Source organism: Rhodococcus sp. OAS809 (genome assembly GCF_040546695.1).
Taxonomy (GTDB): Bacteria; Actinomycetota; Actinomycetes; order Mycobacteriales; family Mycobacteriaceae; genus Rhodococcus_F; species Rhodococcus_F qingshengii.
Genome location: NZ_JBEPOI010000002.1, coordinates 1,806,910 through 1,826,045 on the forward strand (window position 1 = coordinate 1,806,910; position 19,136 = coordinate 1,826,045).

Below are 19,136 nucleotides of genomic sequence, written 5' to 3' on the forward strand. Positions count from 1 at the left end.
AGATCGTGGAAGTTGAGATCCTGAAGTGTGGGTGCGGCGACCATGCCTGAGGGCGATACCGTGTGGCGGGCCGCCAATGAACTGCGCGCTGCCCTGGCCGAGAAGGTACTCACCACCTGCGACGTCCGCGTTCCTCGTTACGCCACGGTTGATCTCTCGGGCCACCGCGTGGATTCCGTCGCCAGCCGCGGAAAACATCTCCTGATCCGAGTGGGCGAAGCGTCCATTCACACGCATCTGAAGATGGAAGGTCAGTGGCAGATTTATCGCCCCGGCGAGCGCTGGCGCCGACCCGCTCATCAAGCGCGCATCATCTTGGCCACCGAAGACTCTGTAGCAGTTGGCTTTTCACTGGGAATCACCGAGATCCTCGAACTCGGGCAGGAACAGGAGGCCGTCGGACATCTCGGACCGGATCTGCTCGGGACCGATTGGGACAGTTCCGTGGCCGCCCGAAATCTTCGGGCTGCCGACTCCGTACCGATCGGAATCGCGCTCCTGGATCAGCGGGTGATGGCCGGACTGGGCAACGTGTACCGAAACGAGATCTGCTTCCTACGAGGTATTCACCCGAAAACGCCGACACATCTCGCGGGGAATCTCGACGCGATAGTGGATCTGTCTTTTCGCACCATCAACGTCAACAAGTCGCGTCGCATCCGGGTCACCACCGGCGACACCCGCCCCGGTAGGCAGACATGGGTGTACGGCAGACGCGGAAAACCATGCCGCCGTTGCGGAACTCGCATCAGAGAAGACACCCTCGGACCGGATCAGCTCACCGAGCGAAATATCTTCTTCTGCCCGGCCTGCCAGCCCTTCACGCCTGGTTAGCGTTGATCAGCAGCCTGACGCAGTGGCGGACAAATCGATCACGGTCCACGACGATCGTGCCGTCCAGATAACCGATGAACAGTGTGAACAACGCCCCGACCAGTCCGACTGCCACCAGTTGCTTGTCCACGGGATCAGCGATCTCGGACAACTGGTCGTACACCAGGTCGACGAACGCCGGCATCGATTCGATACCGCGGCCGCTCAGAACGGGTTCCGAGAGCGGGGCGATCAGGAGCACTCTCCCCATCGCCGGATCGTCGACCATGAGCTTGACGAAAGCGTCGACCGCAGCGGTGGCGACGGCCTCGGATGTCGTCTCCGACTCCACTGCCGACGCAAGCGCCGACTGCGCACGCTCGGCGACAAACGTGTGGACCGCGACAACGTACTGATCGCGATCGGTGAAGCTTTCGTAGAAGTACCGCTCGGTCAAACCGGCGGCCTTGCAGACCGCACGCACGTTGACGGCCGGACCGTCGACCGCACCGAGCAGTGTCACTCCGACGTCGAACAACGTCGCCTTTCGAGTGGCCCTGCGTTCTTCGATGCTCACAACTTCCCCACTTCGCCGACACTTGATCTTCAATGCACCCGGCATTCGATCCTTGACTACCGCTGTTGTCGATCCTAATCTGACAACATGCGTAGTCAACTTGACGACAGCAGCACCCCGGTTCCCCTCGGTCCGGATTCCCTGACGTGGAGGTATTTCGGCGACTGGCGCGGGATGCTGCAAGGCGTCTGGGCCGGTTCGATGCAGAACATGCACCCCGGCCTCGGCGCCGGAGTCGAGGAGCATTCACAATTCTTCGACGAGCGGTGGGAACGACTGTACCGCTCGCTGTATCCCATTGCAGGCGTGGTCTTCGACGGCGATCGCGCGCAGCAGACAGCCGAAGAAGTCCGCGGCTATCACACACGAATCAAGGGCGTCGACAAGTTGGGGCGTCGGTATCACGCACTCGATCCCGATACTTTCTACTGGGCGCACGCAACGTTCTTCATGGGCACAATCGTCACTGCCGAGAACTTCTCCGGTGGCTTGACCGAGGCCCAGAAACGTCAGCTCTTCACCGAGCACATTCAGTGGTACCGCCTGTACGGGATGAGCATGCGCCCTGTTCCCGAGACCTGGGAAGCATTTCAGGAGTACTGGGACCACATGTGCCGCAACGTACTCGAAGACAACAAGGCGACCCGCGACGTCCTCGACCTGTCGGGACTCGGCAAGCCCCCGTACATGACGTGGCTACCCGATCCGTTGTGGCGGCTCGCCCGAATCCCCCTCGCCCGCGGATTCGTGTGGCTGACGGTCGGAATGTACGACCAACCGGTTCGAGACCTACTCGGCTACTCGTGGACCAGTCGCGATCAGAAAATTCACAACGCTGTCGGCCGCACCGTCAACGCCGTCTTCCGTCTGGTGCCGTGGCGATACCGGTATCAGCCACGTGCTCGCGCGGGATGGGATCGAGCTGACGGCCGAATCCCCGCCGATGCACCACTGGTCCACACACCGGCGCGCAACCTGCCCCCGCTCGAGCAGCGAGATAACCCGATGCACTACAGCCCCAGGGTCTGATCTGCCATGCTCTGAACATGGAGTGGGACCTGCGAACCCTGCTGAACCGTCCGATCACGTCTCACGGTGCGCCGCTGGGACAAGAACGTGTGGCGGCGAGGACCACCGCGTACATCTACGGCAACATTCTTGTCCTCGCCGCACTCATACCGGTGACGAAATCTCAGGAATCGCTCGGCGCCGCGATTGTGGTCGGCACGGCATTGTCGACATACATCGCCCACACATTTGCCGAGGGCGTCGGCGAGAGCATTCGCAACGATCGCCGACTGACGACCGCGGAGAGAATCGACTCGCTTCGCGATTCCGTCCCGATCCTCACCTCTGCGGTTGTTCCTGTCGTCATTCTCGCGACGGCGTGGTTCAACTTCCTGGAACCACGGACGGCGCAGTTGATCGCGGAAATCGTCTTGATCCTGCGGATCGGTTCCACCAGTTACGTGATCAGCCGACTGCACGGCGAGAAAGTCAGTACGAACACACATCTGGCAGCCTTCGGCCTCGCTGCCGTCGCCACCCTCATAGTCGGGTTGAAGATAGTGCTCACTCATTGACGAGCCACAAGTGCAAAAGAAGTCAGACCGGTCGTATATAACTAAGACGGGCAATTCGCAGAAACCTAGCAATCGGTAATTTCGATGTGCGGTGATCGACGACTAACTCGGCCCACTTCTATCAAGTAGGCAGAGGAGCAGCCCGCAATGACAACACCACAGTCGCCGTATCCCTGGAACAACGACCCCAACCACACGACACCTCTCCCTCCGCCCCCTCCTCCGCCGCCGGGCATCACACCCGGTCAGGCTCCGTACTCGGGACATCAGCCTGCTTACACCCCGCCCCGGCCCCCATACGGTCAAGGCACTGGATATTCGCCGATGCCTCCCCGCCCGCCGAAATCGTATGCATGGCTGTGGGTCCTACTGGGAGTTGTCACAGTCGCACTCGTCGCCGTCGTGGTCTACGTATGGGTTCTCCCTCTCGTCTTGAACGACAATTCCGACGAGAACACCGCACGCACGGAAACCGTGGTGATCACCTCACCTGCGGCCGCGCCGCAGAACGGCGTCGTCACACCCGCGCCCAACGAGTCGGTCCCTGCCAGCGCAGCGCGTTGTGGATCGGTGTTCTCGAACAACGAATTCACGACGTCCGCCGTCGGCACCAGCGTGACGTCTTGTGAGTTCGCCGAAGAAGTGCGCTACCAGTACGTGAGCCAGGGTCGACGCGGCGGCCCGGTCTCCATCAGCGCGGTCAGTCCGGTCACGGGAACTCGGTACTCGATGAACTGCGCCGGCAACAAAGTCGTCACGTGTACCGGCGGAAACAACGCGGTGGTCTATGTCTATTGAGCAGTGCGTCGAGGCTCGAAGCGGGACGCGCCGACGACTCCTGGCGGTTGCACTCGCCACTGCTTCTGCAGCAGCCCTCGCGGGCTGCACGATTCCGACGCGAGACGAGTCGTCGGAGAAGGTCGAGACGATCACCGAGATCGTCGTCGTTCCACCGGAGCCGACAGAGACTCCTGCCGCCCCGGGCAACGGTGTCGGCCCGCTCGCCGGATTCGAGGCCCTGGGCAACACCCTCGGCGGCGCCGTGGGTATCGCACTCGTGCCCGTCGGCGGAGGTCAGTCACTCGTTGCCGGCGAGTGGCAGAACGGAGTCGCCTGGTCCACCATCAAAGTCCCACTGTCCATCGCAGCCCTCCACGAAACCGACAACACAGAACTCACAACGGTCAAGCAGGCGATCACCACCTCCGACAACGAATCAGCCGAAGAACTGTGGCGAGGCCTCGGCGATCCGACCACTGCCGCAGCGAAGGTCGAGTCAGTCCTCGTGGCCTCCGGCGATATGTCCACCACCGTGGAATCACGCACGCTACGACCAGAATTCAGCTCGTTCGGTCAAACACAATGGCCACTTGCCGTCCAAGCGCAATTCGCCGCCACCCTGCCATGCCGGAGCGACGCCACCGAAGTCTTCGGGCTCATGGGCAGCATCAGCCCCGACCAACAGTGGGGCCTGGGAGTGATCCCGGCCGCTCGATTCAAAGGTGGGTGGGGGCCGGACGACGACGGCGGCTATCTGGTCCGCCAATTCGGGATCATCAGCAGCGGCACCGGACAACTCGCTGTCGCCATCGCAGCCAAGCCGGACTCGGGCACTTTCGCCGACGGTACTGCGATGCTCAGCGACATCGGCCGCTGGGTAGGCGAACGAGCGCAGGCTTTACCCATCGGCGGCACCTGCCAACCGAGCTGAAGTACTGCCGGTCGAGGGAGGTACTGCCGTTACCCGGCTGAGCAGTCACTCCCGCCGAACCCCCGGCCGCCGCTACCGTGGACGACATGAGCATCCCGAGTCTGAAACTGAACAACGGCGTCGACATCCCAGCGCTTGGCTTCGGCGTGTACCAGACGCCGCCGGACGAAACACTCGCCGCCGTCGAGTCCGCGCTGTCGACGGGTTATCGCCATATCGACACTGCCGCGGCCTACGGCAACGAGAAGGGCGTCGGTGAGGCGATCCGGCGATCCGGACTCGATCGCGCGGACATCTTCGTCGAGTCGAAGGTCTGGATCACCGACTACGGATACGACGAGACTCTGCATGCCTTCGACAAGAGCGCAGGCAAACTCGGTGTCGAACAACTCGACCTTCTGATCCTCCATCAGGCGTTGCCGAGCGAGTTCGAGCGCACGATCGACGCGTACAGGGCGTTGGAAACGCTTCTGGCCGACGGCAAGGTCCGCGCCATCGGAGTCAGTAACTTCATGCCGGATCACCTCACCCGACTCCTGGACGCAACGTCCGTGGTGCCGGCGGTCAACCAGATCGAGGTTCATCCGTACTTCAGGCAGTCGACTTTGCTCGAGGCCGACGCCGATCACGGGATTCTGTCTCAGGCCTGGTCACCGATCGGCGGAATCACGTTCTACCGCGACGGCTCCCACGGCTCGACCCTCGAGGACGCCACCATCGGCGCCATCGCGACCGCGCACGGCAAGTCGCCTGCACAGGTGATGCTGCGCTGGCACCTCCAGCAGGGCCGCCAGGTGATCCCCAAGTCGGTGACTCCCTCGCGGATCGCGGAGAACTTCGACGTGTTCGACTTCGAACTCACCGCCGAAGAACTCTCCGCAATCGACGCACTCGACACCGGAGTTCGCGGCGGTCCCGAACCCGAGGTCATCACCCGCGAGAAGTTCGGAATCGAGATTCCCGAAGCCTGAACCCGGCAGCTTGAACAACACAGCAGCCCCAGTGATCTAGCTGGCGCTCCACCCGCCGTCGATGGTGTACGAAGCCCCCGTCACCATCGACGCCTCGGTCGATGCCAGCCACCCCACCAGCGATGCCACTTCTGTGGGCTCGACCATCCGTTTGATCGCGCTCTCAGTGAGCATCACCTTCTCGACAACCTCGGATTCACTGATTCCGTGAACCTTTGCCTGGTCGGAGATCTGGGATCGCACGAGTGGTGTCAGGACGTAGCCCGGATTGACACAGTTACTGGTGACACCGTGTGGGGCACCCTCGAGCGCAACAACTTTCGACAGGCCTTCGAGTCCGTGCTTTGCCGTGACGTACGCACTCTTGAATGCCGAAGCGCGGAGCCCGTGGACCGAGGAAATGTTGACGATGCGCCCGAATCCTTTGCGGTACATGTACGGCAGGGCCGCTCTGACCAGGAGGAACGGCGCTTCGACCATGAGGCGTTGAATCTTCCGGAAGTCCTCGACGTCGAAATCCTCGATGGGACTGACCCGTTGAATGCCGGCGTTGTTGACAAGTACGTCCGTCTCGAGTGCCAGATCCACGAGTTGGTCGGTGTCGAGGAGATCGACGGCCCACGCAGTGCCGTCGATCTCGTCGGCCAGCGCCTTCGCGGCGACGTCGTCGAGATCAGCGACGGTGACGTGGGCGCCGCGGGCGGCAAGGAGTCGAGCACACGCCTCGCCGATACCGCTGGCACCACCGGTGACCAGTGCCGTTTTGCCGGAGAGCGTCATGCGGAAACACCGGCCCGCTCGTCGGCGAGCACTCGTGCGTCGGCGGCATCGACGGACTCGAGCGAGATTCCCTTGGTCTCCCGCGCGAAAACGACTGCGACGATGGTGACCAGGGATGCCAACAGGAGATAGATCGCGATGGGGACCGAGGAGTCGAACTTGCTCAGCAGTCCGGTCGCGATGATCGGAGCCAGTGAACCTGCCACGATCGACGTGACCTGATATCCCAGGGAGACACCGGAATAGCGCATCCGGGTCGGGAACATCTCGGCCATGATCGCGGGTTGGCCGGCGTACATGAACGCGTGGAACACAAGCCCGATGATGATTGCCGACAAGATGACTGCATTGTGCCCGCTGTTCATCATCGGAAAGGCGAAGAATCCCCATGTTCCGGCGGTGACGGCGCCGATCATGTACACCGGGCGTCGACCGATCGTGTCGGACAGTTTGCCCACCAACGGAATCACTGCGAAGTGCACGGCATGTGCCATCAGCATCCACCAGAGGATGTGCGCCGTGTCCGCATGAACGACGACCTTGAGGTAGGTGATCGAGAAGGTCACCACGAGGTAGTACATGACGTTTTCGGCGAAACGCAGGCCCATCGCGGTCAACACTCCGCGCGGGTAACGCTTGACCACCTCGAAAACGCTGTACGAGGTTGCCTTGACCAGTTCTGCTTCCTTCTGCGCCGCAATGAAAATGGGAGCGTCGGTGACCTTGGTCCGAACGTAGTACCCGACCAGAACGATCACCGCGGAGAGCCAGAAGGCAACGCGCCAGCCCCAACTCATGAAGGATTCGTCCGAGAGCGTCGACGTCAGGATCAACAGCACGACAGTGGCCACCAGGTTGCCCATCGGCACGCCGGCCTGAGGCCAGGACGACCAGAACCCGCGAGATCGATTCGGGCTGTGCTCGGCGACAAGGAGTACCGCCCCACCCCATTCGCCGCCGACAGCAAATCCTTGGATGAAGCGCAGCGTGACCAGCAGTGCCGGCGCCCAGTAGCCGATCTGACCGTAGGTCGGTAGGCAGCCCATCAGGAAGGTCGCGGCACCGACCAGCAGCAAACTGAACTGCAACAACTGCTTCCGGCCGAACTTGTCTCCGAAATATCCGAAGACGATTCCGCCGAGTGGCCGGGCGGCGAATCCGACGGCGTAGGTGATGAAAGCCGCGATGATCGCATCCAGCTCGTTGCCGCCGCCAGGAAAGAAGACTTTGCTGAAGACCAGCGTGGCCGCCGTGCCGTACAGAAAGAACTCGTACCACTCGACCACGGTGCCCGCCATCGAGGCGCCGACCACCTTCTTCAGCCCCGATGGTGGGGCTTGGCTCTCGGGTTTCGGCATGTTGTCGACGCTCATCGTGGACTCCCTCGTCTTCAGTTCGCGATTCGCCTGCTCTTCACGATCAGGAATGTGACCGCTCGCACATTTTTTGTGACTCGATGAGTATCGGTGCAGATTCTTGGCACGACAATGACAAATCTCGCACCATACAGGTGCAAAAATGCAGATATGACACTCGGACTGAGCCCGGACGACCTACTGGTGCTTCTCGCGGTCGGTCGCACCGGCCGCTTCAACACCGCCGCCGACGACCTGGGCCTCAACCACACCACCATTTCGCGCCGCATCGCCTTGCTCGAGAAGAGCCTCGGCGGCCGTGTACTGGTCCGCTCGTCCGGCGGCTGGGAGTTGACCGACCTGGGCAGACAAGCCCTCAGCGCGGCCGAGCGCATCGAGGCCGCGGTGAACGAACTGGCACTCGACTCCACCGGTCAGCAGCAACTCGACGGCGCCGTGCGGGTCTCGGCCACCGACGGCTTCAGCGCATACATCGCGGCCCCCGCCGGCGCAGCGGTTCGCAGACGCCATCCTCGCGTGAGCGTGGAGATAGTCGTCGCGACCAGAAAGGCGTCGCAGATACGCTCGGGGCTCGACATCGAGGTTGTTGTCGGCAAACCTCAAGTTCACCGCGCCGAGGCCGTCCATCTGGCCGACTACGCGCTGGGTTTGTACGCCTCCCGAGAGTATCTACGTCAGAATGCTGTTCCCGAAAGTGCCGAAGAGCTGGCCGAACACTCGCTCGTGTATTTCATCGACTCGATGCTGCAGGTCGACGAACTCGATCTGGCTCGCAAGCTCACGGTTTCCATGCGCGAGGCCGTCACGTCCACCAACGTGTTCGTCCACATCGAGGCAACGCGCGCGGGTGCCGGCATCGGCTTGCTCCCCTGCTTCATGGCCGAGCAGCACGACGATCTGATTCGCGTGCTGCCGGCTCACATCGAAGTCAGACTTTCGTACTGGTTGGTGGCTCGTTCTGAATCCTTGCGCCGACCGGAAGTCGCAGCGGTGGTGACGGCACTTCGAGAGACGGTGGATCTCAAGCGATCTCAACTCCTCGGCTCGCCCGGGGCGAACGAAGCGCTCAGTCCAGAGTCGAACGATGCTGGACGATGACCTTGCGCGCCAACTCGGCGATCTTGACGTTCATGTTCTGCGAGGTTCGCACCAGAATGTCGAAGGCCTCGTCGTCGGACACCCGATGCAAAGCCATCAGCAGACCGACGGCCTGACCGATTTCGCGACTGCTCGCCAGGCCGCGCCGCAGCGAGTCGGCATCCTCTCCTCGGTTCAGCGCGGTGACGGCCACGGATGCAAACGATGCCAACATGATCGCGTGGTCGGCAACAGTTTCCGTGAATGCTCCCGGAGTGTCGGAGAAGAGGTTGAGGGCACCGAACTTCTGACGATCGACCATCAGTCGGAACCCCATCGAGCCACGAATGGGTGTCTCTGCCACGACTTTCCGAGCGAACTCGGGCCACTGATTCGGAGTGCGAAGATCTGACTCGAGCTGCGGCGCCTCCGTGTCGAGGGCGTCGATGCACGGCCCCTCACCAGTCGCACGTTCGAGATCGTCTGCATGCTCGGCGATCTCATCGCTTGCCGCTACCGTGACGTTGGTGTTTCCCCGTCGCAGCATCAGGCTTGCGTGATCGCAACCGGGAATCAACTCGACAGCCGCCGAACAGATCGCGGAGTACACCTCGGCGCTGTCTGCGGCGGAGTAGAGGATCTCCGCCAACGCCGCGAACACTGCCGTGGGTTCTGTCAGTGCTTGGTCGCGCTCAGCCATCTCCATACACCTCGGGGTCTACCGTTCATCGAATTCTTCACCGAACGGTACAAACCTTACTTACTCGAGCGGATGGGGTCGCCGCCGCTCGCCGATTCCCGCCCGTCCGTCCCCTGAAAAGCTTCCGTAGCCGCGCGGTGATGCAGAGCCGTGACGGTGGTGATCTGCTTGGACACCAGGTCGTTGAGCTCGCGGTACTGCTCCTCCGTCTCCCCGGCCGGAATGTCTCTCAGGACCTCCCACATCGCACTCTTGCCGCACAGAGCGGTCCGCATGATCTCGAGAGTTGCCAGCTTCACGAGACGGTTGCGCCAGATGGCGTCGACATGGACGAGGCGCCTGATCCGATTGACCGTCGCGTCGATCTTGGAGTACCGCGGCAGAGATATGCCCTGGGTGTCCTCGATCAGTTGCAGCAGCTGCTCGATCTCGTACTCGAGCTCACCCGGCAACGAGTCCAGCTCACCGTCGGCCCACGCGCCGTACGAGTCCGAGAGTGACCGCGAGAGTTGCAGCCCTACCATCGCTCCGCACAGGTGAGTGACCAGATAAGCAGTGGCTATGTGTTCCTCAGCAGATCTCGACCGACTACCGAACATTGGGATCCTCCTGGGCGACGCTCGACCGGTCTGTGCTGACACGGGTGGTGATTCGACATCCGCCTACCCGCGACAGACCGAGAACAAACGACGGGCGACTCAGACCCGATCCGGCACCACGACGACGGGTTCGAGGATCTCGGCCCGAGACTCCGGCGCTGCGGCGCGCAAGGCGTCGGCCGACTCGTCGTCCGGCTGGGTCTGCGACTCGATCTCCGCTTCGACGCGCGCTCGGTACGTGTCGACCTCGCGCTCGACGGTGGCGGGATCCCAACCGAGAATCGGAGCAACCAATCCGGCAACCTGTTGCGCACAGTTGACACCACGATGCGGGTACTCGATTGCGATGCGCATGCGGCGAGCCAGGATGTCGTCGAGGTGCAATGCACCCTCCGCCGCGGCGGCGTACACAGCCTCGACCTGAAGGTAATCGGGGGCATCTGTGATGGGCTGCAACAACTCCGGCGTCTGTCGGCCGAGTTCGAGGACCTCCGTGATGAGTGAACCGTAGCGGTCGAGCAAGTGCTTGACGCGATACGGATGCAAGCCGTACTGCTCGCCCAGTTGCACAGTCTGATTGATCAACGCGAAGTATCCGTCGGCGCCGACGAGCGGCACCTTCTCCGTGATCGACGACGCCACTCGCGCCGGAATGTCTTCTGCTGCGACATCGACGGCGTCTTCCGCCATGACCCGATACGTCGTGTACTTTCCACCGGCGATGGCGACCAGGCCTGGAGCCACACGGGCAACGGCGTGCTCGCGCGAGAGCTTCGACGTCTCGTCGCTCTCACCGGCAAGCAGCGGACGCAGGCCTGCGTACACACCGTCGATGTCGGCGTGCGTCAGCGGCGTGACCAGAACGGAGTTCACGTGGCCGAGGATGTAGTCGATATCTGCTTTGGTTGCCGCTGGGTGAGCGAGATCCAAGTTCCAGTCGGTGTCCGTGGTGCCGATGATCCAGTGACTGCCCCACGGAATGACGAACAGCACCGATTTCTCGGTACGCAGGATGATGGCGGCTTCACTGACGATGCGATCGCGCGGGACGACGATGTGTACGCCCTTCGACGCTCGCACCCGGAACCGTCCGCGCTGACGTGAGAGGGCCTGGATTTCGTCCGTCCAGACACCGGTTGCATTGATGACGACGTGACCCTTGACCTCCGCGGTACGGCCGTCTTCGCAGTCGCGAACACGAACTCCCGAGACCCGGTCCGCTTCACGCAGAAATCCCACGACCTGCGTCGACGTTCGGACGACCGCGCCGTAGTGGGCGGCGGTCCGTGCAACGGTCATGGTGTGCCGAGCGTCGTCGACGACGGTGTCGTAGTACTGGATGCCACCGGTCAGTGAACTGCGCTTGAGGCTCGGCGACATGCGCAGTGCGCCCGCCCGCGTCAAGTGTTTCTGGGAGGGGACCGATTTGGCGCCGCCCATCCGGTCGTAGAGGAAGATTCCCGCGGCCATGTACGGGCGTTCCCACACTCGGTGAGCCAAGGGGAACAGAAACTTCAGCGGCTTGACCAGGTGCGGAGCGAGCGTGGTCAGCGAGAGTTCGCGCTCACGCAACGCCTCACGAACGAGGCCGAATTCTAGTTGCTCGAGATAGCGGAGACCGCCGTGGAACATCTTCGACGAGCGACTGGACGTACCGGATGCGTAGTCACGGGCCTCGACCAACGCAACCTTCAGCCCGCGGGTGGCCGCATCGAGGGCCGCTCCGACACCGACGACACCACCGCCGACAACGACGACGTCGAATTGCTCGGTCTGAAGTTGTTCCCAAGCAGCTTCGCGCTGCTGCGGGCCGAGAAACTGCGCACCTTGCTGCTTACTCAACCCGGTCTCCTGTAAGTCGACGACGAATCCGTTTACAGGCTAGTAGCTTGATCCACATACTGCGACAGCGCACGGATTACTGCGAACACGCCCGAACCTAGGAGCACAGTGAATCAATACATCGCCGCCATCGACCAAGGCACGACGTCGAGCCGCTGCATGATCTTCGATCACGACGGCGCCGTGGTGAGCGTTGCGCAGAAAGAACACGAGCAGATTTTCCCGCGAGCAGGTTGGGTCGAGCACGATCCGGTGGCGCTGTGGATCAACACTCGGGAGGTGGTGGCCGGCGCTCTCGCGAAGGTCGATCTCACGCGGGCCGACATCGCTGCCGTCGGAATCACGAATCAGCGTGAGACGACCGTCGTTTGGGAACGTTCGACGGGTAAGCCGATCTACAACGCGATCGTGTGGCAGGACACGCGCACGGATCAACTGTGTGTCGAACTGGGCGGCGACGAGGGTCCGGACAAGTATCGAGACAAGACCGGACTACCACTCTCGACCTACTTCGCCGGGCCGAAGATCCGCTGGATTCTCGACAACGTCGACGGTGCGAAAGCAAAAGCGGAGGCCGGCGAATTGTGCTTCGGCACTGTCGACACGTGGATCGTGTGGAACCTGACCGAGGGCGTCCACGTGACAGATGTCACCAATGCGTCACGCACGATGCTGATGGATCTCGAGACCCTCCAGTGGGACGAATCGATCTGTGCGGACTTCGGAATCCCGATGTCGATGCTCCCGGAAATCCGTAGTTCCTCAGAGGTCTACGGCACAGGACGTCCACGCGGCAATCTCGCCGGTGTGCCGGTCGCCGGAATCCTCGGTGACCAGCAGGCAGCCACATTCGGCCAGGCCTGCCTCTCCGAGGGTGAAGCCAAGAACACCTACGGCACCGGCAATTTCATGCTTCTCAATACTGGCACGAAGCCGGTGCACAGCAAGCACGGACTACTGACGACCGTCTGCTACAAACTCGGCGAAGCCCCTGCCGTGTACGCACTCGAAGGTTCCGTCGCCGTGACGGGTTCCTTGGTCCAGTGGCTTCGAGACAATCTCGGAATCATTCAGAACGCCAAGGACATCGAGCCGCTCGCCGCAAGTGTCGACGACAACGGCGGCGCCTACTTCGTGCCCGCGTTCTCCGGGCTGTTCGCACCTCGGTGGCGACCGGATGCCCGGGGTGTCATCGTCGGTCTGACGCGCTTCGTCAACAAGGGACACCTGGCCCGCGCAGCGCTCGAGGCGACGGCATACCAGACCCGCGAGGTCATCGACGCCATGCGAGCGGATTCGGGAGTCGAACTGTCCGCACTGAAGGTCGACGGCGGCATGGTGGTCAACGAAACCCTGATGCAGTTCCAGTCGGACATCCTCGGAGTTCCCGTCATCCGTCCGGTGGTCAACGAAACGACAGCTCTCGGTGCTGCATACGCAGCGGGCCTCGCCATCGGTTATTGGGCCGATACCGAAGACATCCGCAACAACTGGGCCGTCGGCAAGACGTGGGAACCGGCGATGGACGAGTCCGAAAGGTCACGGCTGTACGCGGAGTGGAACAAGGCCGTCGAGCGGACGTACAACTGGTCCGAGTAATCACCCCGATCCTTCCATACCGGAAGAGCTGATCATGGTCGCCTATTGATACTCCTGAGGTATCAATAGGCGACCAAGTTGGTATTGGACGTGACCTACACCACTCTGCGAATCTCATTCAGGCACGCCACGTTTCGGCGCCGCGAATGTTGCAGAGAAAGGTCGCCACGCATGAGTTCACCCACTCGCAGTTCCGAGGAGATCAACGCCAAGGCGCGAAGAGCCGGTATCGCTTCGTTCATCGGAACCACTATCGAGTGGTACGACTTCTACATCTACGGCACTGCCGCTGCCCTGGTATTCGGCGACATCTTCTTCTCCGACACTCTCCCGAACGGAGTCGGAACTCTCCTCGCCTTCATCACGCTCTGGGCAGGCTTCCTCGCCAGGCCGATCGGCGGGATCATCTTCGGACACCTCGGCGACCGGATCGGACGCAAGAACACTCTCGTCATCACCTTGATGATGATGGGTGTCGCCACGGTAGGCATCGGACTCCTCCCCACCTACGCACAGGTCGGGATCTGGGCGCCGATCGGTCTGGTCACCCTTCGCGTCATCCAAGGAGTCGCGGTCGGTGGCGAGTGGGGCGGCGCAGTGCTCATTGCCAGCGAAAATGCACCGAAGGGCAAGAGCATCCTCTACTCCGCGTTCGCCCAACAGGGCTCACCCGCCGGAAATCTGTTGGCCACCATCGCGTTCTTCCTTCTGTCCTCGATGCCGACGCCGTCGTTCCTCCTGTACGGATGGCGCATCCCGTTCATCATCTCGGCGGTGCTGGTCATTCTCGGGATGATCATTCGCCTCAAACTCGAAGAGTCGGACGAGATGAAGGCCGTTCTCGCACGCAAGAAGGTCGTCAAGCTTCCGCTCGCCGAAGTCTTGCGCAAGCATTGGGTACTGGTTCTCCTCGGCGCCGGCGCACTTCCCCTCGCCCAGGTCACCTATTTCAAAAACACCTTCGCATTGTCCTGGGCTACAAAAGAACTCGGATACGATCGAGGAACCTTCCTGGCCGCCATCGCGATCGCGCTCGTCGTGCAGTTCATCGTCCAACCTTTCGGTGCCGTCCTGGTCTCCAAGATCGACATGCGAAAAGCCATGTGCCTGATGGTGATACCGGAGTTCGTCCTCATGCCCGCCATGTTCTTCGCGATCCGAACCGGGAACTTCACCATCGCAGTCGTCGCGATGTGTCTGGCCACGATCCCGCACTCGATGTTCTACGGCGCCATCGCCGGCGTTCTCGCTCGTGCCTTCCCCGCCAACATCCGTTATACCGGTCTGTCGACGGCGTACCAATTGTGTTCCCTTGTCGTCGGCGGCGGAACTCCCGTACTGGCGCAGTGGATGCTCAACACGTCAGGCAATATCGTCGGGGTCGCGATCGTATCCGGGCTGTACGCCCTTGTCTCGCTGATCTGCACCCTGCTCCTGCTCCGACGTACCGGCTACAACGCGGGCGAACTCTCGACGGCCGAACAAGCGGACTACGACGAACTCGAACTCGAAAACACTCTTGTCAATACTGCGAACTCACCGAAGTCCGAAGCGGGTGAGATTCCTACCGGTCGGGCAACCGTCTAGGCCAGGGACGGCAGCGCCTGCTCGGACAATTTCAACACTTCGAGAAGAGCAGGTCTGTCGTCTCCCTCTCGCCAGGCGATACGCAGTTGAAGAGGAGGAGGTGGGTCCATGACCGGAACAAAGACAACATCAGGATTCACGATGCTCTGGGCCACCGAGGAAATGGTCAACGAGCATCCGATTTCCGCGGACACCAGCGCGATCAACGACATCGAATCCGGTGCCGTCTGCACGATGCGAGCCAGGAACCCTGCGTTCTTCGAGGCAGTGAGCAGAGACTCCCGCAGAATCGAACCTGGCTCCGCCGGAAGCGTCACCCAATTCTCGGACTCCAATTCGATCAACCGAACCGAGTCCCTCGACGCCAACGGGTGGTCTTTGGACATGGCCACCAGAAAGTTCTCCTCGGCGATCAATCTCGACGTGATCCCGAGCGGCGGTACGGTCCACCTCACCATCCCGATGTCGAGTCGTCGATCGAGCAGCATCAACAACGCCTCGTTCGCGAAAGCAGAACTGTCGAGCACGAATTCGATACCGGGATTGGTCTTTCTCACCAATTTCGCCCACCGCCCGACGAGCAGATGCGAAGAAGTCCCCGCGAAACCCAGGCGAACGCGACCTGTCGTTCCCTTGCCTGCCGCAGACACCGCGATCTCGGCCATCCGGCACGCGTCCAGAATCTCGCGCGCCGGAAGCAGCAGCGCTTCACCGGCAGCAGTGAGCCGCACAGTTCGAGTGCTCCGATCGAACAACGGCGAACCGAGCTGTTTCTCGAATTGCCTGATCGTTCGACTCAGCGGCGGTTGCGCAATCCGAAGCCGCTGCGCCGCACGGCCGAAATGTAGCTCCTCAGCCACCGCGAGAAATGCGTTGATCTGATGAATTTCCACCCGACATTGTTGCGCCACACCGGCCGAACATGTCAAGTTCCGAAACCGACCGAGTGCGCGAAAGAACAAGAAGAGGTACAGACGTGGACAAGACCCTCTCGATGAAAGAGGCCGTCGGCCGATACGTCGAAGACGAGATGACCGTTGCGCTGGAGGGATTTTCGCATCTCATTCCTTTTGCCGCGGCACACGAGATCATCCGGCAGGGCAGAAAGGACCTCACCCTCTGCCGGATGACGCCGGACATCGTTTCCGATCAACTCGTCGCCGCCGGCTGCGTCCGAAAGCTGGTTGCCTCGTTCTTCGCCAGTGGCTCCGCAGGTTCTCTGTACGAGTTACGCAGACGCATCGAGAACCAGGACCCGCTCCCCCTCGAAGTCGAGGAATACAGCCATTACGGCATGGTGTGCCGGTATCAGGCGGGAGCGGCCAGACTTCCCTTCTTCCCGCTGCGGTCGTACGCCGGTAGTGATCTACCCGCACTCAACCCACAACTGAGACTCGTCGAGGATCCGTACGGAGGCGGGAGCGTCTACGTTGTGCCGCCGTTGAATCCGGATGTGACGATCATCGGCGCACAGCGAGCGGACACGTCCGGGAACGCACAGATCTGGGGCATCGCCGGGGTGCAGCAAGAAGCCGTTTACGCCGCGAAGAAGGCGATCGTCGTTGTGGAAGAGCTTGTCGACGACGAGGTCATCAGGTCAGATCCGAGCCGAACTCTGATTCCCTCGCACGCCGTCGACGCGGTTGTCGTCTGCCCGCGCGGCGCGCACCCGTCGTACGCACAGGGATACTACGACCGCGATTGCGGCTTCTACCGACGCTGGACCGAGATTTCCAAAGACCCTTCGTTGCTGAGAAATTGGCTCGACGAATGGGTGTACACACTCGGCGATCACGACGAATATCTCGCCAAGCTCGGAGCCGACTACTGGTCGGATCTCGAGGTCGGATCAAAACTCTCCACACCTGTCGACTACGGGAGCAGACTGTGACCACCACGATTGTCAGCGGTAACACCACCTCCACCGAAACGATCGTCGCCGTCGCGGCACGCGAGTTGGCGGGTAAGCGCCGGGTCTTCGCCGGAGTCGGGCTCCCCACGCTCGCAGTCGATCTCGCGCGCCACACGTCGAATCCGGACGTAGAACTGATCTACGAATCCGGAGTGTGCGGCGCGCATCCGTCGGCGATGGCCGAAGGTATTGCCGACTCCGTCGTGGTCTCCGGCGCCGAATCCGTGCTCAGTATGGCCGCACTCTTCGGTTATGTCCTGCAAGGTGGCAACGTCGACGTCGGTTTTCTCGGGGCCGCTCAAATCGATCGAACGGGAAGCCTGAACACAAGTTTCATCGGTGACTGGAAGAACCCGACGGTCAGACTGCCCGGAGCAGGCGGGGCCGTCGAGATCATCGCGAACGCGGCCGAGATCTTCGTAGTGATGCGTCGCCACGACCTCAGTTCCTTTCCGGCCGCGCTCGACTTCTGCACCTCACCCAGCCCCGCCCGCGCCCACGCCAGCGGAAAGGGCATCATGCCGGCAGGTGCAGGAGTGACAAAGGTGTTCACCAACCTCGGTGTCCTGACACACCAGGGCCCCGGCGGCGAGTTGGAGCTGACCAGTGTCCACGAAGGCATCTCGGTCGATCAGGTGCGAGAGGCGACGGGATGGGATCTGGCCGTCGCCGACCACGTCACCGTCACCACCCCACCGTCCGGTACGGAGATCGATCTGCTCCGCAACACTATCGACAAAGTCAGGCTGTACCTGCGGTGACACTGTCCCGGAGCCTGCCGACGGCGTCGACCAGCACGGCTTCGGGATACGTCGCGAAACACAGTCGAGCGCTTCGACCGAGGCCAGCTTCGACCGCGAAGGCCGAACCTGGGACAAATGCCACGCCATGCTCGAGCGCGGCACCCAGGAGTTCGGTGGTGTCGACATCGTCGACGAAATCCATCCAACAGAACATCCCGCCGCGGACCTCGGAAAAGCGTGCACGCCCACTCAATTCCGTCTCGGCGGCCGTGACCAACGCCTTCGCCCTCGCGCCGTACCCCGCTCGAAGCACGTCGAGATGCGCGTCGAACCATTCGACGTCGGAGAAGAGGTCTGCGGCGATCTGCTGGGTGAGCGAAGACCCGCACAGGTCAGCGCCTTGCTTGATCAGTTCGACCGCCTCGCAGACCTTTCGGTCGCCGTGCAGCCAGCCGACGCGCAGCGCCGGTGCCAACACTTTGGAAGCACTGGACAGCCGAATCACCCTGTCCGACAACGCCGCCAGCGGTGCGGGCGGTTTCTCGCCGAAGTACAGTTCGCCGTACGGGTCGTCCTCGAGCACCCAGAACCCGTATCGGTCCGCCAGTGCCGCCAAGTGCGCTCGCCGCTGCGCCGAAAGCACCGCGCCGCGCGGGTTGTGGAAATTGCTCACGGTGTGAACAACTTTGGGCCGAAGACCGGCGGCAAGTTTCGTCTCGAGCGCGTCGGTATCCATTCCGTCCTCGTCCAGCTGGACGGGAACGAGACGGGCCTGCGCCGTTCGAAAGACCTGCAGCGCACCGGTATATGCCGGTTCCTCCACGACCACGACGTCACCGGCGTCGAGGAGGACCTGCGCGAGCAAGCTCAAACCTTGCTGAGAACCGTGGGTGATCACGACTTCGGACACGTCGAGTGTCCGCCCGATCTTGGATGATTCGCGCTCGGCGATCACCTCACGGAGGCGCCGCAGGCCTGACGTCTCGCCGTATTGAACGGACGAGGGGTCACCGAGTGCGTCGTGGGCTGCCTTCGAGATTCGCTCCCGCGGAATGAAATCGGGATCGGGCAGTCCGCCGGCCAAGCTGATGACGTCGGGCCGGGCAGTCAGGGTGAGCAGATCGCGAATTGCAGAACTACGGAGTCCGTCCATACGAGCAGACAGCGCGGCGTGTGTCATATGAAGCTCCCAGGCACGCAGAATGAAGGTCAGAGGAAAAACACCCTGAGCCGTCCTGGGTCAACGGGGCGGGAGAGCGCCGAGAT

At 62.0% G+C, this 19,136-nt stretch carries 19 protein-coding genes; 11 read left to right on the forward strand and 8 right to left on the reverse strand.

Features of this window, described 5'->3' with window-relative positions:
- Positions 1-42 precede the first annotated feature (42 nt).
- Positions 43-834 carry a DNA-formamidopyrimidine glycosylase family protein gene (locus ABIE52_RS11335; RefSeq protein ID WP_030535047.1) on the forward strand — a complete coding sequence of 264 codons (792 nt, stop codon included), beginning with the start codon at positions 43-45 and terminating at the stop codon, positions 832-834.
- Here ABIE52_RS11335 and ABIE52_RS11340 read toward each other — a convergent pair.
- The gene (locus ABIE52_RS11340; protein ID WP_007727263.1) at positions 821-1,390 is read right to left on the reverse strand and encodes a TetR/AcrR family transcriptional regulator; all 570 of its coding nucleotides are present in this window, start codon (positions 1,388-1,390) and stop codon (positions 821-823) included. The two genes, ABIE52_RS11335 and ABIE52_RS11340, sit on opposite strands and share 14 nt — an antisense overlap.
- Positions 1,391-1,477: 87 nt before the next feature.
- On the opposite strand from ABIE52_RS11340, the gene ABIE52_RS11345 reads away from it, so the two are divergent.
- From ABIE52_RS11345 to ABIE52_RS11365, 5 genes are all read left to right on the forward strand, one after another.
- On the forward strand, positions 1,478-2,419 hold the full coding sequence (locus ABIE52_RS11345) for an oxygenase MpaB family protein (RefSeq protein ID WP_050654885.1): 942 nt from the start codon (positions 1,478-1,480) through the stop codon (positions 2,417-2,419).
- 17 nt (positions 2,420-2,436) lie between these two features.
- Positions 2,437-2,973 (forward strand): hypothetical protein, encoded by a 537-nt coding sequence (locus ABIE52_RS11350; RefSeq protein ID WP_003940745.1) that lies wholly within the window; start codon positions 2,437-2,439, stop codon positions 2,971-2,973.
- A 147-nt stretch (positions 2,974-3,120) separates the two neighbouring features.
- On the forward strand, positions 3,121-3,771 hold the full coding sequence (locus ABIE52_RS11355) for a serine/threonine protein kinase (RefSeq protein WP_230587435.1): 651 nt from the start codon (positions 3,121-3,123) through the stop codon (positions 3,769-3,771).
- Complete coding sequence (locus tag ABIE52_RS11360) at positions 3,761-4,684, forward strand: hypothetical protein (RefSeq protein ID WP_102999358.1); 924 nt, start codon at positions 3,761-3,763, stop codon at positions 4,682-4,684. The genes ABIE52_RS11355 and ABIE52_RS11360 overlap by 11 nt, the downstream gene beginning before the upstream one ends.
- An 86-nt stretch (positions 4,685-4,770) precedes the next feature.
- Positions 4,771-5,655 (forward strand): aldo/keto reductase, encoded by an 885-nt coding sequence (locus ABIE52_RS11365; RefSeq protein ID WP_058226546.1) that lies wholly within the window; start codon positions 4,771-4,773, stop codon positions 5,653-5,655.
- Between the two features lie 36 nt (positions 5,656-5,691).
- On the opposite strand, the gene ABIE52_RS11370 is transcribed toward ABIE52_RS11365, so the two are convergent.
- On the reverse strand, positions 5,692-6,435 hold the full coding sequence (locus tag ABIE52_RS11370) for a 3-hydroxybutyrate dehydrogenase (protein ID WP_058039068.1): 744 nt from the start codon (positions 6,433-6,435) through the stop codon (positions 5,692-5,694).
- Positions 6,432-7,808 carry an MFS transporter gene (locus tag ABIE52_RS11375; RefSeq protein ID WP_003940819.1) on the reverse strand — a complete coding sequence of 459 codons (1,377 nt, stop codon included), beginning with the start codon at positions 7,806-7,808 and terminating at the stop codon, positions 6,432-6,434. The genes ABIE52_RS11370 and ABIE52_RS11375 overlap by 4 nt, the downstream gene beginning before the upstream one ends.
- 153 nt (positions 7,809-7,961) lie before the next feature.
- On the opposite strand from ABIE52_RS11375, the gene ABIE52_RS11380 reads away from it, so the two are divergent.
- Positions 7,962-8,909, forward strand: coding sequence for a LysR family transcriptional regulator (locus ABIE52_RS11380; RefSeq protein ID WP_192712551.1), 948 nt, complete (start codon positions 7,962-7,964; stop codon positions 8,907-8,909).
- On the opposite strand, the gene ABIE52_RS11385 is transcribed toward ABIE52_RS11380, so the two are convergent.
- The 3 genes from ABIE52_RS11385 to ABIE52_RS11395 form a co-directional block, all read right to left on the reverse strand.
- Positions 8,878-9,594, reverse strand: coding sequence for a GAF and ANTAR domain-containing protein (locus ABIE52_RS11385; RefSeq protein ID WP_003940742.1), 717 nt, complete (start codon positions 9,592-9,594; stop codon positions 8,878-8,880). The genes ABIE52_RS11380 and ABIE52_RS11385 overlap by 32 nt on opposite strands.
- A gap of 50 nt (positions 9,595-9,644) precedes the next feature.
- Positions 9,645-10,187 (reverse strand): hypothetical protein, encoded by a 543-nt coding sequence (locus ABIE52_RS11390; RefSeq protein WP_003940921.1) that lies wholly within the window; start codon positions 10,185-10,187, stop codon positions 9,645-9,647.
- 99 nt (positions 10,188-10,286) lie between these two features.
- Positions 10,287-12,029: a glycerol-3-phosphate dehydrogenase/oxidase gene (locus tag ABIE52_RS11395; RefSeq protein ID WP_125050568.1), complete on the reverse strand. Its 1,743-nt coding sequence runs from the start codon at positions 12,027-12,029 to the stop codon at positions 10,287-10,289.
- A 108-nt stretch (positions 12,030-12,137) separates the two neighbouring features.
- Between ABIE52_RS11395 and glpK the strand changes: the two genes are divergently transcribed.
- Complete coding sequence (gene glpK / locus ABIE52_RS11400; RefSeq protein ID WP_007727296.1) at positions 12,138-13,628, forward strand: glycerol kinase GlpK; 1,491 nt, start codon at positions 12,138-12,140, stop codon at positions 13,626-13,628.
- A 171-nt stretch (positions 13,629-13,799) separates the two neighbouring features.
- Positions 13,800-15,215 (forward strand): MFS transporter, encoded by a 1,416-nt coding sequence (locus ABIE52_RS11405; protein ID WP_064443409.1) that lies wholly within the window; start codon positions 13,800-13,802, stop codon positions 15,213-15,215.
- Here ABIE52_RS11405 and ABIE52_RS11410 read toward each other — a convergent pair.
- Positions 15,212-16,108 (reverse strand): LysR substrate-binding domain-containing protein, encoded by an 897-nt coding sequence (locus tag ABIE52_RS11410; RefSeq protein WP_030535055.1) that lies wholly within the window; start codon positions 16,106-16,108, stop codon positions 15,212-15,214. The genes ABIE52_RS11405 and ABIE52_RS11410 overlap by 4 nt on opposite strands.
- Positions 16,109-16,191: 83 nt before the next feature.
- Between ABIE52_RS11410 and ABIE52_RS11415 the strand changes: the two genes are divergently transcribed.
- Positions 16,192-17,106, forward strand: a complete 915-nt coding sequence (locus tag ABIE52_RS11415; protein ID WP_238592560.1) for a CoA transferase subunit A — start codon at positions 16,192-16,194, stop codon at positions 17,104-17,106.
- Positions 17,103-17,888 carry a CoA-transferase subunit beta gene (locus tag ABIE52_RS11420; protein ID WP_003940707.1) on the forward strand — a complete coding sequence of 262 codons (786 nt, stop codon included), beginning with the start codon at positions 17,103-17,105 and terminating at the stop codon, positions 17,886-17,888. Before ABIE52_RS11415 ends, ABIE52_RS11420 begins: the two co-directional genes overlap by 4 nt.
- On the opposite strand, the gene ABIE52_RS11425 is transcribed toward ABIE52_RS11420, so the two are convergent.
- A complete protein-coding gene (locus ABIE52_RS11425; protein ID WP_192712552.1) occupies positions 17,869-19,050 on the reverse strand; it encodes an aminotransferase-like domain-containing protein in 1,182 nt (393 codons plus the stop codon). The genes ABIE52_RS11420 and ABIE52_RS11425 overlap by 20 nt on opposite strands.
- Between the last annotated feature and the right edge of the window lie 86 nt (positions 19,051-19,136).

Bases quoted from the DNA above. Each gene is read 5' to 3' on its own strand.
- ABIE52_RS11360 (WP_102999358.1), top strand. From the start codon at position 3,761: ATGTCTATTGAGCAGTGCGTCGAGGCTCGAAGCGGGACGCGCCGACGA.
- ABIE52_RS11390 (WP_003940921.1), bottom strand. From the start codon at position 10,187: ATGTTCGGTAGTCGGTCGAGATCTGCTGAGGAACACATAGCCACTGCT.
- ABIE52_RS11405 (WP_064443409.1), top strand. From the start codon at position 13,800: ATGAGTTCACCCACTCGCAGTTCCGAGGAGATCAACGCCAAGGCGCGA.
- ABIE52_RS11370 (WP_058039068.1), bottom strand. From the start codon at position 6,435: ATGACGCTCTCCGGCAAAACGGCACTGGTCACCGGTGGTGCCAGCGGT.
- ABIE52_RS11385 (WP_003940742.1), bottom strand. From the start codon at position 9,594: ATGGAGATGGCTGAGCGCGACCAAGCACTGACAGAACCCACGGCAGTG.
- ABIE52_RS11375 (WP_003940819.1), bottom strand. From the start codon at position 7,808: ATGAGCGTCGACAACATGCCGAAACCCGAGAGCCAAGCCCCACCATCG.
- ABIE52_RS11350 (WP_003940745.1), top strand. From the start codon at position 2,437: ATGGAGTGGGACCTGCGAACCCTGCTGAACCGTCCGATCACGTCTCAC.
- ABIE52_RS11355 (WP_230587435.1), top strand. From the start codon at position 3,121: ATGACAACACCACAGTCGCCGTATCCCTGGAACAACGACCCCAACCAC.
- ABIE52_RS11365 (WP_058226546.1), top strand. From the start codon at position 4,771: ATGAGCATCCCGAGTCTGAAACTGAACAACGGCGTCGACATCCCAGCG.
- ABIE52_RS11345 (WP_050654885.1), top strand. From the start codon at position 1,478: ATGCGTAGTCAACTTGACGACAGCAGCACCCCGGTTCCCCTCGGTCCG.
- ABIE52_RS11335 (WP_030535047.1), top strand. From the start codon at position 43: ATGCCTGAGGGCGATACCGTGTGGCGGGCCGCCAATGAACTGCGCGCT.
- ABIE52_RS11380 (WP_192712551.1), top strand. From the start codon at position 7,962: ATGACACTCGGACTGAGCCCGGACGACCTACTGGTGCTTCTCGCGGTC.
- ABIE52_RS11425 (WP_192712552.1), bottom strand. From the start codon at position 19,050: ATGACACACGCCGCGCTGTCTGCTCGTATGGACGGACTCCGTAGTTCT.